Annotated in this window: 18 protein-coding genes and 1 tRNA gene; 7 read left to right on the top strand and 12 right to left on the bottom strand. The window is 39.3% G+C overall.

Annotated elements, in window-relative coordinates; genetic code table 11:
- Positions 1–2 precede the first annotated feature (2 nt).
- Positions 3–854, bottom strand: coding sequence for a glycoside hydrolase family 25 protein (locus EDC17_RS09655; RefSeq protein WP_132777873.1), 852 nt, complete (start codon positions 852–854; stop codon positions 3–5).
- Positions 855–902: 48 nt separating this feature from the next.
- On the opposite strand from EDC17_RS09655, the gene EDC17_RS09650 reads away from it, so the two are divergent.
- Both EDC17_RS09650 and EDC17_RS09645 read left to right on the top strand, forming a co-directional pair.
- Positions 903–1,787, top strand: coding sequence for a bestrophin family protein (locus EDC17_RS09650; RefSeq protein ID WP_132777872.1), 885 nt, complete (start codon positions 903–905; stop codon positions 1,785–1,787).
- Positions 1,788–1,904: 117 nt separating this feature from the next.
- Positions 1,905–1,989, top strand: a tRNA-Ser gene (locus EDC17_RS09645).
- Positions 1,990–2,370: 381 nt separating this feature from the next.
- Here EDC17_RS09645 and EDC17_RS09640 read toward each other — a convergent pair.
- The gene (locus EDC17_RS09640) at positions 2,371–3,060 is read right to left on the bottom strand and encodes a hypothetical protein (RefSeq protein ID WP_132777871.1); all 690 of its coding nucleotides are present in this window, start codon (positions 3,058–3,060) and stop codon (positions 2,371–2,373) included.
- A 207-nt stretch (positions 3,061–3,267) separates the two neighbouring features.
- On the opposite strand from EDC17_RS09640, the gene EDC17_RS09635 reads away from it, so the two are divergent.
- Positions 3,268–4,128, top strand: a complete 861-nt coding sequence (locus tag EDC17_RS09635; protein WP_132777870.1) for an Rpn family recombination-promoting nuclease/putative transposase — start codon at positions 3,268–3,270, stop codon at positions 4,126–4,128.
- Positions 4,129–4,650: 522 nt separating this feature from the next.
- On the opposite strand, the gene EDC17_RS09630 is transcribed toward EDC17_RS09635, so the two are convergent.
- On the bottom strand, positions 4,651–4,989 hold the full coding sequence (locus EDC17_RS09630; RefSeq protein WP_132777869.1) for a fasciclin domain-containing protein: 339 nt from the start codon (positions 4,987–4,989) through the stop codon (positions 4,651–4,653).
- A 295-nt stretch (positions 4,990–5,284) separates the two neighbouring features.
- On the opposite strand from EDC17_RS09630, the gene EDC17_RS09625 reads away from it, so the two are divergent.
- The gene (locus EDC17_RS09625; protein ID WP_132777868.1) at positions 5,285–6,103 is read left to right on the top strand and encodes a ZIP family metal transporter; all 819 of its coding nucleotides are present in this window, start codon (positions 5,285–5,287) and stop codon (positions 6,101–6,103) included.
- 76 nt (positions 6,104–6,179) lie between these two features.
- Here EDC17_RS09625 and EDC17_RS17060 read toward each other — a convergent pair whose 3' ends face one another.
- The 5 genes from EDC17_RS17060 to EDC17_RS09610 form a co-directional block, all read right to left on the bottom strand.
- Positions 6,180–6,584 carry a group II intron maturase-specific domain-containing protein gene (locus tag EDC17_RS17060; RefSeq protein WP_262708185.1) on the bottom strand — a complete coding sequence of 135 codons (405 nt, stop codon included), beginning with the start codon at positions 6,582–6,584 and terminating at the stop codon, positions 6,180–6,182.
- Positions 6,585–6,617: 33 nt separating this feature from the next.
- Positions 6,618–7,100, bottom strand: coding sequence for a reverse transcriptase domain-containing protein (locus EDC17_RS17055; RefSeq protein ID WP_394343356.1), 483 nt, complete (start codon positions 7,098–7,100; stop codon positions 6,618–6,620).
- A gap of 81 nt (positions 7,101–7,181) precedes the next feature.
- Positions 7,182–7,367: a hypothetical protein gene (locus EDC17_RS17050; RefSeq protein WP_207895737.1), complete on the bottom strand. Its 186-nt coding sequence runs from the start codon at positions 7,365–7,367 to the stop codon at positions 7,182–7,184.
- A gap of 736 nt (positions 7,368–8,103) precedes the next feature.
- Entirely contained in the window at positions 8,104–8,445 is a 342-nt protein-coding gene (hpf, locus tag EDC17_RS09615; RefSeq protein WP_132777867.1) for a ribosome hibernation-promoting factor, HPF/YfiA family, read from the bottom strand.
- Between the two features lie 14 nt (positions 8,446–8,459).
- Positions 8,460–9,341 carry a tyrosine-type recombinase/integrase gene (locus EDC17_RS09610; RefSeq protein WP_132777866.1) on the bottom strand — a complete coding sequence of 294 codons (882 nt, stop codon included), beginning with the start codon at positions 9,339–9,341 and terminating at the stop codon, positions 8,460–8,462.
- A gap of 164 nt (positions 9,342–9,505) precedes the next feature.
- Between EDC17_RS09610 and EDC17_RS09605 the strand changes: the two genes are divergently transcribed.
- From EDC17_RS09605 to gloA2, 3 genes are read left to right on the top strand one after another with little or no spacing between them, the layout of a single operon-like run.
- Positions 9,506–12,145, top strand: a complete 2,640-nt coding sequence (locus tag EDC17_RS09605) for a heavy metal translocating P-type ATPase (RefSeq protein WP_132777865.1) — start codon at positions 9,506–9,508, stop codon at positions 12,143–12,145.
- Positions 12,146–12,173: 28 nt separating this feature from the next.
- The gene (locus tag EDC17_RS09600) at positions 12,174–13,079 is read left to right on the top strand and encodes a DUF72 domain-containing protein (RefSeq protein ID WP_132777864.1); all 906 of its coding nucleotides are present in this window, start codon (positions 12,174–12,176) and stop codon (positions 13,077–13,079) included.
- 9 nt (positions 13,080–13,088) lie between these two features.
- On the top strand, positions 13,089–13,481 hold the full coding sequence (gloA2, locus tag EDC17_RS09595; protein ID WP_132777863.1) for an SMU1112c/YaeR family gloxylase I-like metalloprotein: 393 nt from the start codon (positions 13,089–13,091) through the stop codon (positions 13,479–13,481).
- Between the two features lie 53 nt (positions 13,482–13,534).
- Here the strand turns inward: gloA2 and EDC17_RS09590 are convergent, their stop codons facing one another.
- The 4 genes from EDC17_RS09590 to EDC17_RS09575 form a co-directional block, all read right to left on the bottom strand.
- Positions 13,535–14,122: a response regulator gene (locus EDC17_RS09590; protein WP_243646109.1), complete on the bottom strand. Its 588-nt coding sequence runs from the start codon at positions 14,120–14,122 to the stop codon at positions 13,535–13,537.
- A 90-nt stretch (positions 14,123–14,212) separates the two neighbouring features.
- Positions 14,213–15,529, bottom strand: a complete 1,317-nt coding sequence (locus EDC17_RS09585; RefSeq protein ID WP_132777862.1) for a tetratricopeptide repeat-containing sensor histidine kinase — start codon at positions 15,527–15,529, stop codon at positions 14,213–14,215.
- Positions 15,495–15,914, bottom strand: coding sequence for a hypothetical protein (locus EDC17_RS09580; protein WP_132777861.1), 420 nt, complete (start codon positions 15,912–15,914; stop codon positions 15,495–15,497). The genes EDC17_RS09585 and EDC17_RS09580 overlap by 35 nt, the downstream gene beginning before the upstream one ends.
- 110 nt (positions 15,915–16,024) lie before the next feature.
- Entirely contained in the window at positions 16,025–16,558 is a 534-nt protein-coding gene (locus EDC17_RS09575; RefSeq protein ID WP_132777860.1) for a thermonuclease family protein, read from the bottom strand.
- Positions 16,559–16,622: the final 64 nt, after the last annotated feature.

Genomic DNA, 16,622 nt, shown 5'->3' with positions numbered 1-16,622 from the left:
GATTAATAGGGTAAGGTTAAATTCTCCAATTTCTCTATATCAGCACGGTACATATTCAAATCGACAAAACCTTTAATGCCTTTGACGCTACCTTTTTCCGAAAATTGCCAAATATCCCAATGCTCCTTCGGAGACTCGATCCAAAAGTTATAATTGGCAATCCACAACTTATAGTCTTTAAATTCAGTCTCCAAAAAATCCGTAAAGTAGCTATCACCGGAATAAACAATAGGCCTAACTTTATAATGGGCTTCCACCAAATCCAGCCAGCGTTTTAACCCTACACGAAGGCTATCCATAGATTGCGTTCGTGGACGCTCTTCGATATCCAATACCGGTGGTAGATCACCTGGGCTCAATTTGACTGTTTTAATAAAGTTTTTTGCTTGCTTGACAGAGTTTTCATTGGGTCTGAAATAGTGGTATGCACCTCGCAATTTATTAATAGACTTTACGCCTTCCCAGTTTTTCTGAAATTTACTGTCCTTTCCCTTCTCGCCCATTGTCGCGCGCACGAAAATAAAATCTATAGGAAATTCAGTATTGATGAGGCTTACAGAATCCCATTCGATCTTGCCCTGATATTGGCTCACATCAATACCAAAAGATTTATCATCATGAGCCTGCATCAAAAGTATATTCCGAGCATCATGTTTACTTTTCTCCGAATTCGATGTTTTGATTTCCTTATCAAATATTACATGAAAATAATACTTGATACTGGAATGGTATTTCCAAACAGCAATTAACAAAATAAGAATGAAGGGGATAGCGATACTCCATATCAAATAACGTCTCCGTTCTTGTGTTGTAACGGTTACATTTTTTTTGCTGCTTTTCTGATATTTCGCCATATTGCAACTAAAATAAGCTATTTCGAAATATCTATCAACTAATATTAAATGAAAGTCTATAACCCGAAAGATTGGTTCAATACACTCAAATATTTAACGAAATCCGAACATTCCAAAAAGGTCTATCCTATCCTAGTAGTGGTGGCGCTGTTTTCGTGGGGAGTAGCTTATTTAGAATTAGAATACCTGAAGTTGTCGGACAAAAGCTGGATTAAAAACATCACTACCGTACATAATCTATTAGGTTTTGTATTATCCCTGATCCTCGTATTTCGGACTAATACTGCATATGATCGCTGGTGGGAAGCGCGCAAACAATGGGGAGCACTGACCAATATAAGTCGAACGCTTTCGATAAAATTGAACGCAATGTTACCCGCTGATGATAAGGTAAACCGAAGTTTCTTTCGTAAAGCCATACCGCTTTTTGCAGAGACATTATTTGATTTCTTGCGCTCGGACTATACCAAATTTATGCTTGATGAAAAAGAACATCCAGAATTGGCCGGTCTTGATGACAAAAAACATGGACCCAACCAAGTAGCATCACTCATTTTCAAAAAAGTGAATGCATTGTATACAAAAGGAATTATTTCGGGAGACCAATTACGAACGGTAGAACAAGAAGTCACAGAAATGACCAATGTATGTGGCGCTTGCGAACGTATCAAAAACACCCCAATCCCGATATCCTACAGCTCCTTCATTAAGGTTTTCATTATCATCTACTCCATTACACTTCCGGTGGGATATGTATTCTCCATGGGCTATTTTGTCATATTGGCTGTACCTTTTATTTTCTATGTTTTGATCTCCATAGAAATAATTGGGGAATCCATTGAAGAGCCTTTTGGACAGGATTCGGACGACCTTCCGATAGATAAAATCGCAGCGAATATTCGTAAGCATTGCCGCGAAATTCTTTCTTCCTAGTTTTAAAATCCCGTATTTATTGTAGTTAATTAAAATAATCAACCTCATTCTCAAGGCATAAGACGATCCCTGCAAAATAATTTTTGTGGATTTGCTGAGAATTTCTACTTTTGTGGCGGAGAGCTGGCAGAGTGGTCGAATGCGGCGGTCTTGAAAACCGTTAACTGTCACAGGTTCGGGGGTTCGAATCCCTCGCTCTCCGCAGTTAGGGATTTGGGTTAAATTCCCGATGGGTTGTTCTACTTCGAGCAACCCTTTTTGTTTCATTATTAGGTAGTTATGATGAAACACAGGGTTGAGGTCGGGTGTTCTAAACGTACCTTTGTCAAACGTCAATCCCCCTTTGAACACCCTGTTTAAAAAAGCATGCTGTTGGTTGAGTGTGGCAAGTTTAAACAATTCGGGTACCTTCCCAAACAGACGGACGATCCGTTATCTGTCCATTTTCACGCCAGATTTCTACACGATTAGTCCATGTCAGCGTCAATTTTCTTTCTTCTATCATATCATAATAATATTTGTCTTTAAAGATACAATGTAAAAAAATATGGAAATTACGGAAAACCGTAAAACCGATAAAAATTTACATTTTCACCAATTGTGCTATCAACTCGATCTCTTTAGCATCTATATGTACTTTTGCCCCAGATGGGTATTCGACCACGATTGTTTTGTCCTCATTGTTGATACATCCGTACTGTGACATTAGCTCATCATACACGTTCGCTTTCTTTGGTTCTCGGCATATTTCTTGACTTTTTATGTTTGGGTTCTTAAAAGGGTTCCAACTAAAGATTTTCGAGACAACCGTATCGGTATCGGCAATGCCCTCAGATACAGGAGCAGTAGGCATGTCTATACATTGTTCACTAACGGTACTTTTAGCCTCTCCGCTCATGTTTAGCTCCTTATCATTCTCGATAGATTTTTCGTATATGGCATAGGGACGAGGTTTAAAATCTATCAACCAAGCCAAAAGTTCCACATTTTTTTCATTTGTTTTCGTCCCTTTTAGGATAAAGTTGCTCAAGGGTTTGAATTTGTCACGGTCAAATATGCGCAGGGCAGACATATGGAATTGTTCCTCATGTGAACGACCAAAGAACGATTTGAGCATAAACAAATCCACACGGTTACACGGTTTTTTATAGAGTGCCATACAATCTGATTTTAGATTGCCGGCTGTTGGGTGTTGCAGGTTCACGGAAAGCTCCTGTGAAGCCTTTTTCTTTTCATAAAATTTCAGCACTTCGGTTGCATAGTTTTGAAACATAATCGTAAAAATTAGATGAATTAATATAAATAGTTAAATACGAAAATATCAGTTTTCACAAAGTTTTGTGTGTCGGGAACGCACAAACTTATCCTAATAACTACCTTAGACTTTCATTATGTTTCACTCGTTTCTGGGATCAGATTTTAGGGGCATTTTACCCCCACCGAACTGTATAGTCAAGCCCAAAATCACTATATTTGTCCTATGGCCGATAAAACAGAAACACCGAGATACATAGACCCGACGACCGATTACGGCTTTAAGCGGATTTTTGGATCAGAAGTCAATAAAGATTTATTGATTGCATTTCTGAATGATCTGTTTCGGGGAAGAAAGGTTATACAGGATTTGGTGTACAATAAAAATGAGCATGTGGGCGATGCTGAGGAAACAGGCAATGTCATCTTCGACCTCACCTGTACGGCAGACAATGGCGAGCAGTTTATTATCGAGGTACAGCGCAGCACACAAGTGAACCTCAAACGACGGATGCTGTACTACGGAAGCAAGCTAATAGCCGAACAAGCACCAAAGGGCAAGCGCAAGGAATGGAACTACCGTATCAGTGAGGTATATGTCATTGTATTGATGGATGGCTTCCCCATGCCCGACGAGGAGGATGGCACGGATTTTCTGCACGATATTTGCTTGTGTAACAGGGACACAGGGAAAATTTTCTATGAAGATTTAGGGTTTATCTACTTAGAATTGATTAACTTTGTTAAAGTCGAGGCAGACTTGGAGAGTGACTTGGACAGATGGCTATATGTATTGAAAAATATGTCAACAATGGACAAGTTGCCAGTATATCTAAGGAAGCCGATATTTGAGAAACTGTTTCAAGTAGCTGAATACAGCAAATTAAGTAAGGAGGAACGTGAAATGTACGATGTTAGTTTAAAACGCAAATGGGATAATAAAGCAGTCCTTGATTATGCTAAGGAAGAGGGCAGAAAGGAACAAGCTCTTTCCATCGCTCGTGAAATGAAAAGGGACGGATTGCCTGTAGAGCAGATTGCAAAATTCACGAAACTTACAATAAAGGAAATAGAAAAATTGAAATAGATTTTAAATGTTTCATACGTAGAAGAAACAGGGGCTTTCGTTTTGAAAGTCCCTGTTTTTTTTTACACCGTTCCACAAGTCCCTAATCTCCCTCAAAAAAACAAGAAAAAACCACCATTGTAGCGTTATATTACAAAAGCTCGTTTTAGAGAGCAGAGAGCCTGCAAAGGCTTGGAAATTAAAAAAAAATCATTAAATTTAGTGTTGTAGTTAGATAATTTCAATGCTAACCATGTTTATAAGCCACGTTCAGCTATCGAAAATCACGCTGAACTTTACTAAAAAAGATACATCATGAAAAATCAAACTACCTTCAGACCGGCATACTTACTGTTGATGGCTTTAATAAACCTAAGCCTTAATAGCGGATGTGAAAAAGAAGAACAGTGGGTAGATGCTATTGTATTAGACTTTGGAAGCCCATCCGTTGACGGTTGCGGTTTTGTACTTGAGATTGAGGGAAAGATCTACTTTCCCGTTAACCTCGAAGAAAAGTACCAAGTAGACAAAAAAGAGGTTAGATTACAATATAGGGAGCTTGGAGACATGCAGACGTGTGGATTCCCTCATTCTGGGGTTGAATACCAAAAAATTAGCATTAGAGAAATTAGAGATAGATAAGAACTCACAGGCTGCCGATAGGCTCTCGATGACGCTTGATGTTACTCCCGATGCTGTAAAAGACTCATTGTCCGGAGCAAATACTGTAAAAGGACCATTGCCACTTAATGTACTAGCCAGATTTGCTTTTTGAACTGCCGATTCTAAGGTTGAAAAATCTGAGGATTCCACCACCACATCGACTATAGTTTTATTTGGAATCATGTTATTATCATCATCATCTGAGCATGCTAGCATCATCGATGAGAGCCCTACTACGGCCGCAGCCAGTAATCCTTTCATTGAATAAAATTTGGTTTTCATAGTTTTTCGAATATTAAATGAATTGTATAATTCTAACCAACAGAAATAAAAAATAGTTTATTTTTGTACTAATTATTTTAAATAAACAATATTTTATACACCATTAGACTTTTATATCGTTCTTTTTAAGATAGATCAAATCAGGGAAGACAACTAAAATCCTCTGTTGATTGTATTTTATTTAGTATGAATTGTATCTTTATGCGCAGTAAATCATAATCCAAGCAGATAGATGTTAGATTCAATCATATCATATTTTGAAAGTATCAATCCTATAACCGCAGCACTTTATGCTACGATTTTCACATGGTTCGTCACGGCCTTGGGTGCTTCTTTTGTCTTCTTTTTCAAGAGTTACAACAAGAATATTATGGACACCATGCTTGGGTTTACGGGCGGTGTCATGGTTGCAGCCAGTGTATGGAGTCTGCTCATCCCTGCCATTAATATGAGTGAAGGGTCGGGCTTTACGCAAGTATATCCACCAGTTATTGGATTTTTGCTCGGTGCAGCCTTCTTGTACAGCATAGACAAAATCCTTCCCCACTTACATGTTAATTTTCAGAAAGTAGAGGGGGTAAAGACGCCTTGGCAAAAAACAACCTTAATGATTTTAGCCATTACATTGCACAATATCCCTGAAGGATTGGCAGTAGGCGTTTTATTTGGAGGTGTTGCAGCCGGTATACCCGAAGCTAGTATTGCGGGAGCCGTTGCCCTGGCCATTGGTATTGGATTACAAAATTTCCCTGAAGGTATTGCCGTGTCGATGCCTTTGCGAAGAATGGGATTGTCCCGTCGTAAGAGTTTCTTTTATGGGCAAGCATCGGCTATTGTAGAACCAATAGCAGGTGTATTGGGCGCATTGGCAGTTACATTTTTCGCGCCTATCCTACCTTATGCGCTTTCTTTTGCAGCAGGTGCGATGATATTCGTCGTGATCGAAGAGGTAATTCCTGAATCCCAGCAAAACAAAAGTTCTGATTTGGCAACTTTAGGATTTATCGTTGGGTTTATTCTCATGATGACGCTCGATGTAGCTTTGGGCTAAATCGAGTAGGAAGATAGGGATTATTTCCTATCTGTCCTCTCACACCTGGCATACGGATCCGTCCCAAGGCGGTTTATTAGAATAACGTCGTTTGATGTGTTGTTCTCCAGTAATAGTAGTCTGCAAATCCTTCGTGACCTAATTTAGTAAAGTATGAGTTTGTTAACGTTGTTTGAAGGATAGGACTTGTCCCTGTTCGCGTATAGGATTTACGGGTGTTCGCATGTTGATAGGCAAGCCAGCGTTTGGCTCCCAGTTTCATTAAGTTACGAATTCGATTACCTGTGGTCTTCCATTGTTTCCAAAGCAGAACACGCAAGCGTCTTCGCACTAGTTTATCTAGTGCTACCATCACCTTCTTATTCCTTGCTATACGAAAGTAATCCACCCAGCCGTGAGTAATTTGCCGTAGTTTAGTCAGTCGCTCATGCATAGGAGTAACTGTATTACGTCGAGTATTTTGACGTAACTTCTCTCGGATTCGTTCGATACTCTTTGCAGAGATACGAATCTGCTAGTATCCTTGAGTTTTGAAGAAACTAAAGCCCAGTAAACTACTTTGGGAAGGTCTGCTTACCTTACTCTTTTCACGGTTCACCTTCAGCTTTAGTGTAGATTCGATGTAGCTGGTGATGTTGCGCATAATACGAGTCGCGGATTTATTACTCTTCGTGTAGATACTAGCGTCATCTGCATAGCGTACAAATCGATGTCCACGGAAGCTGAGTTCCCTGTCCAGTTCATCCAGGATGATGTTTGACAAAAGTGGACTTAAAGGACTGCCCTGGGGGGTGCCCTTGGTTCGCTTTTGTTCAAGACCATGATCCATAATCCCACAACGAAGGTATTTCCCCATCAGGGCTAGGACCCGATGATCCGTAATCTTCTTGCTCAAAAGATGCATCACTTTATCGTGGTTCACTTGATCGAAGAATTGCTCCAAATCAAGTTCAACGCCCCACGTGTAGCCCAAGTTCAGATACTCTTGCGCTTTAATGACGGCCTGATGGGCATTACGATTCGGACAGAAGCCGTAGCTGTTATCGTGAAAATCACCCTCATACTTTAACCCAAGCCATTAGGAAATGCTTTGCTGAATAACACGGTCGATGACCGTGGGGATACCCAGCATACGCTTGCCGCCACTTGCTTTGGGAATCTCTACTTTCCGAACAGCTTGTGGGCGGTAAGTGCCAGAGAGAATATCCGATCGCAGGGATTGCCAGTGCGTGTTAAGGTAGTCACGAAGATTATCGATCTGCATACCATCAACTCCGCTAGCACCTCCATTAGAGATGACACGATCAACTCAACTGCGTGTTTGACATTTCGGATGTGTAATATCTCTTCCAACATAGTATTACTAAAAAAAAACCTCAGGCATTGTGTCCACTTCGTTGCACGACTCAGCTAAGCTCCTCTTGCATTTTACTATCAGTTTCCGACCGACCCTCATGCAAGCAGTTCTCTTAAGTGGTTCGGCTTTTAACGCTTCGTCATAAACTTATTGGTTCCTTTGCCATTCTAACATTCAGACCTTCCCCTGTATAAAGTAGAGAAACAGGGTACTATGTCCTCTGCTGACTTCTGACTAAAGCATAATAGCATTATTATTCTGCTAGATGTTTCTTCGCGGGCATTCGCCTATACCTTTGACAGAGTTTAGTCAGATCTCCCCAGGTAAGAACAATAACTTTCACCTCATATATCCGCTACATTTACCATAGTGTTTCCGTACAGTTTAGGGCTTTGGCTTGTGTTGCAGCCTCACCCAACACTTGCGGCCTTGTATATAGTTTCTGTTCCTCGGACCGAGGTTTTGCCTCAGACTTCCTTCGGATTCCACCTCGCGGTGGACACCCTTGTCATAAGCTAACACTTCCCACTGTAAAGGCGTGTTCGGGACTTACACCCTAGAGTTATTGAACATGCTGGGCACACAACTAAAAAAGGGATGTTTCATCAACATCCCTTTTTCAGATCTATATATAGTAAAAATTCTAAAATTCTTCCTCTTTTGTCAGCAATTCTTTGTGATTGCTAACGGCAGTTCTAGTTTTAGTTTTATGCTTGCTAATCTGTCTTCGTAATGACTCCACCGCAACATCAGTCGCTTCTTCAAAACTCTTCGCTTGCGCCTTAGCGAATAGCTGCGAGCCTGGAATATTGAATTTCAATTCTACTACTTTATTAGCTTCGTCTTCCACGTTTTCTAATCGTAAGTAACATACACCTTCGATGATATTGTCTAAAAACTGTTCTAGTTTACCTGTTTTTCTTTTGATAAAATCGATCAATTTTTGATCTGCATCGAATTTAATTGATTGCACAGTTACATTCATGTTTTCCTCCTTTTTTAAGCTTTTGGATGTGCTTGTTTATAAATGAATTTTAATCGCTCGACAGAATTGTGCGTATATATTTGTGTCGCTGACAATCCTGCGTGTCCTAACAACTCTTTAATCGCATTGAGATCGGCTCCGTTGTCCAATAATGTGGTAGCAAAACTATGTCTTAGTATATGAGGACTTTTTTTCTGTTGAGAAGTAATCATACTTAAATATTTATTCACTACACGATATACCAGTTTGGGATATGCCTTCTTCCCTTCTTTAGTAACGATTAGATATGCTGAATTATTTCCTAGTTTGTCTTCTTTTTTCTTTTCTAAATATAACTTTAGTTCATTTATTAATGTTGAATACATAGGTACGAATCTGAGCTTGTTCCGTTTACCTAATATAAGAATTTTTTTATTATAAAAGTCAATATCCTGCTCTTTTATTTCCAATAATTCCGCTAGACGGATACCCGTACCGAATAGCAATTCTACTATCAAAAAATCCCTGTTATGCTCAAAAGAATCCTCCAGAGATTCCATATGTTGGAGCAGCGAAGTCATCTTTTCTTTGCCCACTACTACTGGTAGCTTCTTCCCTACTTTCATCGCTTTGACGAGATGCGCGGGGTTGGATGAAGCGAATCCTTCACGTAGCAAATATTTATAGTAGGATTTCAAAACAGATATAGCCCGATTGACTGAGGTTGCTGATTTGCCATTCTCCTTCATCGTCGCGAAGTAGTATCTACAGAATTTGTAGTCCACTTCTTCGAAAGGCATCCCCTCCGCCTCCAAAAAGTCCAAATAACTTTGCACTTCCGTATCGTAGGCCGTAATGGTATGCGGCGAATAACGTTTTTCGTATTTTATGTAATTTATAAAACTGCCTTTGTACATCGATTATATCCGAACTTTCAATCAATATAAATATTATCTACTACATTAACTAGCCAACAGATCGAATTTTTTAAAAATCCAATAATTATAACAAAAGGATGAAAAACTTTGTAAGTGATATTAGTATATATTGACGAAATTTGCTTTATAAAATTGATATAGACATGCAGAAACATATATACGATATTACAGGAATGACTTGCAATGGCTGTAGATCGATGGTCGAAAGAAAACTGAATGAAATACCAGATGCCACCGTGCAAGTCGATCTAGCCCATGCTACAGCAGAAATAAGCAGTGCTCAGCATATTGCCTTGGAAGATTTACAGTCCAAATTGGATGAGCTGGGCGGTCAGTATGGAATTCATACACATGGCAAAGGACAATATGCACCTCAAAAAACTATTGAAGACATTCCAGTGTCCCCATCTTCTCAATATATATGCCCTATGTTTTGTGAAGGACATGAGAAGATCTATGGCGATAAAGGAAGATGTCCAGTCTGCAATATGTTCTTGATGCCGATAGAAACGGTAGATTTTACAGCGAAAACCTATCATCTTGCACCAGACGCGTCAAAAGCTGGCAAATATTACTGTCCCATGATGTGTGAAGGCGATAAAGTATATGATGACTTTGGGAGCTGCCCGGTGTGTGGGATGAATCTGGAAAAAATTCCAGAAACTACTTTTAAAGTAACTTTCTCCTGCCCCATGCATCCGGAAATTACATCGGACAAACCCGGAGTATGTACCATCTGTGGAATGGATTTGGTCGCCAATCAACCCATCGACGAAAAAGACACCGTTTACTTAGACTGGAAGAAGAAATTTATTTTTAGTGCGTTATTTGCGTTGCCTGTCTTTATTCTTTCCATGGGCGATATGCTCCCAGGCCAACCGATTAGCAAGTTCGTGCCAGCTCACATCAATGGCTGGCTACAATTATTGATGACCTTACCTGTTGTTTTTTATACGGGCTGGACATTCTTTGTACGAGGTTGGAACTCGTTCAAGACATGGAACCTCAACATGTTTAGCTTAATCGCCTTGGGTACTGCTGCCGCTTTTCTATTTAGTCTTGTAGCATTGCTATACCCGGAAATACTTCCTGCCGAAATGCGTGGTCATCATGGCCAGATTCATTTGTATTTCGAATCGGTGGTGGTCATCCTTACATTGGTTATATTAGGACAGCTGATGGAAGCCAAAGCACATTCGAAGACCAATTCAGCCATTAAAGAACTTATCAAACTAGCACCTGCTGAAGCCATTTGGATTCACGAGGGTAAGGAAGAACGTGTCGCAGTTTCGGATATACAAAAAGGATATATGCTTCGTGTTCGTCCAGGAGATAAAGTGCCTATTGACGGCATTGTAACCCAGGGAGACACTTCCATTGATGAATCGATGATAACGGGTGAATCCTTGCCTATAGCCAAAACCATTGGTGATTCTGTCATCGGCGGTACTATCAATGGCAACCAAAGCTTCGAGATGAAAGCTGAGAAAGTAGGTAATGAAACTGTGCTTGCGCAAATCATCCACTTGGTCAACGAAGCTAGCCGAAGTCAGGCTCCCATACAAAAATTGACAGATAAGGTATCTCGAATTTTCGTTCCCGCAGTTATTGCCATTGCTATTCTCACATTTGTACTATGGTGGTGGTTAGCACATGACAATAATCTTTCTTATGCCATCACCAATGCGCTTTCGGTATTGATTATAGCTTGTCCATGTGCTTTAGGTCTTGCTACACCGATGTCCGTCATGGTGAGCATTGGCAAAGGCGCGAAAAATGGTATTCTAATCAAAAAGGCGGAAGCTTTGGAACAATTACACAAAGCAGCAATACTTGTTGTCGACAAAACGGGTACGGTGACAGAAGGTAAACCTGCCGTAACAGCCTTCAAAGGTTCAGAAAAATTTTCCGATAAGGATGTATTGCAGTTTGCTGCGTCCATCAACCGCCATAGCTCCCATCCTTTGGCCCAAGCCATTGTCAACAAAGCTAATGAAGAAAATCTTACAGCGATTGATGTGACAAAATTTGAAAATCTGGCGGGAAAAGGCGTAGCGGCACAGATATTTCATCTCAAAGCAGCCTTGGGCAATCAGCAATTGATGGATGACTTGAATGTTTACATCGAGCCGACTATTGCGGAGGAGATCGAATTATTACAAAGCACAGGCTCCAGCGTTTCATTTTTAAGTATTGATAAGCAATATGCTGGTTATATTGCCATCAAGGATAAAATTAAGTCCAATGCCAAAGATATCATCCAGCAACTGCAACAAGAAAATATTAAAGTATGGATGCTAACGGGCGACAACGCACTAACCGCGAAAGCTGTGGCGGAAGAAATCCATATAGACAACTATAAGGCCAAATTACTACCCGAAAACAAACTCCAGATCGTTAAGACTTTGCAGGATGAGGGGAAGATTGTGGCTATGGCCGGAGATGGGATTAATGATGCGCCTGCATTAGCGCAAGCAAATATTGGAATTGCCATGGGGAATGGAACAGATGTGGCGATAGAAAGTGCCGATATTACACTTCTGAAAGGTGATTTGAAAGGCGTATCCAAAGCGCTTCGCTTAAGTCATCTGATGATGCAAAATATTAAGCAGAATCTAACTTTTGCGTTTTTGTACAATGTAATTGGAATTCCTCTGGCAGCAGGCATCCTATATCCTTCTTTTGGTCTTCTAATGTCCCCCATGATAGCGGCAGCAGCGATGAGCTTGAGTTCGGTATCTGTGATTGCCAATTCTTTGCGTTTGAATATAAAAAAGCTTTAGCTTATATTTAGCTAAATAATTTTTGAGCATGAAATTCGGACAAGTAGCAGACCCATCGAAAATAGATTTTACCATTCCGCCAACACCTACGGAAACATTAGATTTATTAAAGAAAAATAAATCCGATAGGCCTCTTGAGGTTTATGTAGGCTGTGCGAAATGGAACAAAACGGACTTAAAAGGTTTTTACCCACGCGGAACCAAGGACGAATTGGCGTACTATGCGACGCAATTCAATTCCATTGAACTGAATGCTACGTTTTATAATTCGCCAAGCAAGCAACAAGTTGAAACATGGCGAGAGAAAACCCCGAAAGATTTCAAATTCTTTCCGAAAATTCCGCAATCTATAAGCCACTATTCTCGCTTGCTCAATACGGATGAAAAGGTGAAAGAGTTTGTGGATGCAACCGTCTTGTTTGAAGACAAATTTGGTATGGCGTTTCTGCAATTGATTGATAATTTCAAGCCCAAAGATTTCGATAGATTGGAGAAATTTTTACGTGATTTCCCTAAAGGATATCCCTTGGCTGTGGAAGTGCGCAATGAAGAATGGTTTAAGCCAGAGGTAGCTGAAAAATTCTATAAGGTATTAGAAGAAACAAACAAAACCAATGTATTGGTGGATACCGCTGGTCGACGAGATATGATGCACATGCGTCTCACCACGCCGACAGCATTTATACGATATGTGGGAGCTAATCATCCAAGCGATTATACGCGATTGGATGAATGGATAGAAACCATCGTACAATGGAAAGAGGCGGGTTTACAGCAGTTGTATTTCTTTATACATCAAAATGTGGAAGTAGAATCTCCCCTCTTAGCCGCACAATTTATTAGTAAACTGAATAAAGCGATAGGAACAGATCTACCTATCCCACAAAAACCAGAAGATCCTAAAAAAGAAAAAAATAACAACACATTATTTTAATACCGATGCATGAAGCTGAATAAAATCCACCATATTGCCTTAATAGTAAGTGATTATGAAAAATCTAAACACTTCTACACGGAAATATTGGGTTTACAAATTCTAAATGAGACATTTCGCGCGGAAAGAAATTCTTATAAGTTAGATCTCGCATTGGATGGTGTTTATATTATTGAGCTTTTTTCTTTCCCTGATTACGCACAACGCCCATCCTATCCGGAAGCGCTAGGCTTACGACATCTAGCATTCGAAGTCGACGACATCGAACAAGCATCAGCGGAACTACAAGCCAAAAATATACCTACAGAACCCATCCGCATAGACGAAATAACAGGTAGAAAATTCTTCTTTTTCTCGGATCCAGACGGATTACCATTGGAATTATATGAAAAAAGCAGGTAAATAGGACATTTACCTGCTCCACACTTAAGTTAATAATGGCTGAGTATCTTGTATTAAATAAACCCTTTGTCTTTACAATATGCCACGAGCTGTTCATTTTTTGTGAAGCTTAAGCCTTCACGCATATTACTTAGGCGCTTTTCAATTGTACTTAGGCCATTGGGTTTAATATTTCTTTTATTTAAGTATAAAGGAATTTCCTTTTGCAAGACACCTTCCGCAAGTAGTTGTACGATATGAATATCTAGATGAGTAAACTCATACGTATTCTTTTCTTTAATTGCTTGTTTGATGTCGGTCGGTGTATAAATGTTTCCGTTGTATATCGTAGTAAAAGCTTCCTTCAGATGCTGTGCGTCCCGCCTTGCCTTTCTGACATATCCATCGATACCATATTGGTGAAATAAGCTATCAATAATAGCAGGTCTACTTTCGCTAGAAAAGACAATAATTTTTATAGCGGGCTGTATAACTTTAACGGCTTGAATAAGTTCAATACCACCTGCTATGCGCTGCGGATTATGATCATCTTCAAATGAAAGATCCGTAATGAGTAAATCATAGGGTTCCCCGTCTTGCAATGCACGACTAATCCAAGCTAAAGCATCATCGCAATAGTAGACATATTTAGCATTAGGCACTCCTAATTCAGAAATTGTTCGATGGACAGAAATATTTGCAATTTCATGATCCTAAGCAATCAAAACTTTCTTAAACATATTAAACAGGTCTTACTTCAGAGGAATAATTACAAAAACACGTAACCCATTCCCTTCTTCGGAATCAAAAATAATGGCTCCATTTAGTTTTTCAATACGGGTTTGCGTATTTTTAAGACCATTTCCATAAATACTTTGATTATTAAATCCAATCCCATTATCGGAATACTTCAGATTTAATGCTGAATCAGATATATCAAACTGAATCGATACTTCTGTAGCCTTGCTGTGCTTGCTCATATTAACCATCATTTCCTGACAGATTAATAAGACCTCCTTTTGGATATTCTCTTTTACTTTTTCCCACAATGCCGTGGAATTTCCCACAATTACTATTCGGGTAGTAAGCGTGGAAAATGATTTTAACATATCTCCGAGTGTAGCCTTAAAATCTTCCGTATTTAATTCCCCTTCAGATTCATAAGAGATGTCGCGCGATTTTTCGTACATCAATTCGAGGCTATCCAGTATATTATCTTTATCCAAATGCTCACTATACTCAATCTCTGACATGACACGATATATGCCATTCGCCACTACATCATGGACTTTTCGCGAGGTTTTCAATTGGTGATCCCTAATTCTTTTTTCAGCAGCTAGTTTTATCTGTGCTTTTCGTCTATTATTACGATAGATCAAAAATCCCGTAATCCCCAATACAAAAATGAGGAGGCTTCCACCAAGAATCCGTTGACGGGTAATGAATAAGTCCTTGTTCAATACCTCTTTCTGCAATTGCAGATTCTCCTTCTTGCTTTTTTCTACCTCATACCGTATCATAGCATATTGGTTACTCGCTCTCTGGCGCGCCATAAGGACACTATCACTCAGATGTTTGTATATACTAAAGTAATGTCTGGAAGAATCCGCCTTACTAAGCTTAATCAAACTTTCAGCCGCGTTTATTTTGTCTTTTGCACTTTTCAGTTGGGAAGCTATAGCATAGGCTTTTTGGGCATATACGAGCGCTGAATCACGATTTTTCCTCTTGTGATAATCTCTCAAGTGAGCATATGATGCATTTATACCATAATGGTCATTTCCATTGATTCTATATTTCAAAGCTTTGTGCAGATCCGGCAAAGCATTATAGTGAGGAAAAATTTTGGACCTCGTATGGGCATAATTCGACAGCGTACGAGCGTACTCTGTATCGGAAGAAAATTTAGTCTCCAAAATAGAAGAATAGATCGCATTCGCCTCCTTATACTCCTGCATATAGGTAAGCGTAATAGCCTTATTATTCAAATAGATGTTATAATCTGTCGGATTCGCGGCGTACTGAAGTGCCAAATCATAAATATGTAATAGCAGCTTTATGATCGCCATAGGCGGAAATAACATTTCCGAGGATATTGTAATTAAATGACAACAAAGGAAAATTGGCTTTCTCAGACTTATCAATTAGTTTATCCGCTTCAATCGAAGTTTCCTGCGAACCGTAATAATCACCCTCCAAGTATAAGGTTATTGCCATTTGAATTAAGCAAGTGGCAGCATTCAAACTATCACCTTGTTGCAAAAACCTATCATGAGCCAAATCAAAATAAATGAAAGAACTATCCAATTTATTTTCAGCGAGCAGCTTACTGGCTTTTTCGTAATACAAATTTTTCGCTTCGACTTCTCCTTCGACCTCCTTAATACCCGATTTGGGTTGGCAGGAATAAAAGATTAATAAATAGGCAGAAAGCAAGAATACAAGTAATCTCAAGGTTAAATGCGTTAATTATTTGGTTAACAATTATAGCAAATAAAAAAGATAGGTAAAAATCAAATCCTATCGAATAAATAAAATAGTGTTAGTCTACTATAGATCAAAATTTATTGTTCATCCTTCCAAATACCTAAGCTTTTTTGCCGAGCATAGATTTGGGCCTTGTAAAACAAATCTTCATACTTTATATTCGGAGAGACGGTCATTATGCTGGCGTTTCCTGTACGAACCAGGTGCTCATTGAGAAAAATCCCATTATTCAGGTATACATAGGCCAGAGTTCTGCCGTATTGATCCAGCGAATCGACATCGAAATCCAATTTCACATAAGGGTTTTCCGTCAGAATACTATCTACATATCGTTTTGATTCTGCACCATAGGGATGCTTTTTCTTTCTGAAAACATTTTTTGTTTCAGGTGCATCAATACCAATTAACCTTACTTTTACCCTTTGATCCTTATGATTTAGCATCCAGAATGTGTCTCCATCCACATAGGCGTCGACCTTAAAAATACGAGGATTGCTATACATTTCACTTTCAAAGTTTCCTTCGAAACGTATATTATTCTGGTCCGTATGCTGACTTTGGCAGTAGCTGAATAAAAATGAAGTAAGCACTAAAAATGAGCGTGAAATCATGCGGCAAAAATACTATTATTCGCGATTAACTTTTCATAAAGTATTCCACACGATACAGAAAATT

The organism is Sphingobacterium alimentarium (assembly GCF_004342685.1).
GTDB lineage: Bacteria > Bacteroidota > Bacteroidia > Sphingobacteriales > Sphingobacteriaceae > Sphingobacterium > Sphingobacterium alimentarium.
The sequence above is the reverse complement of the archived record's forward strand: the minus strand, read 5'-3'. Positions and strand labels throughout refer to the sequence as shown.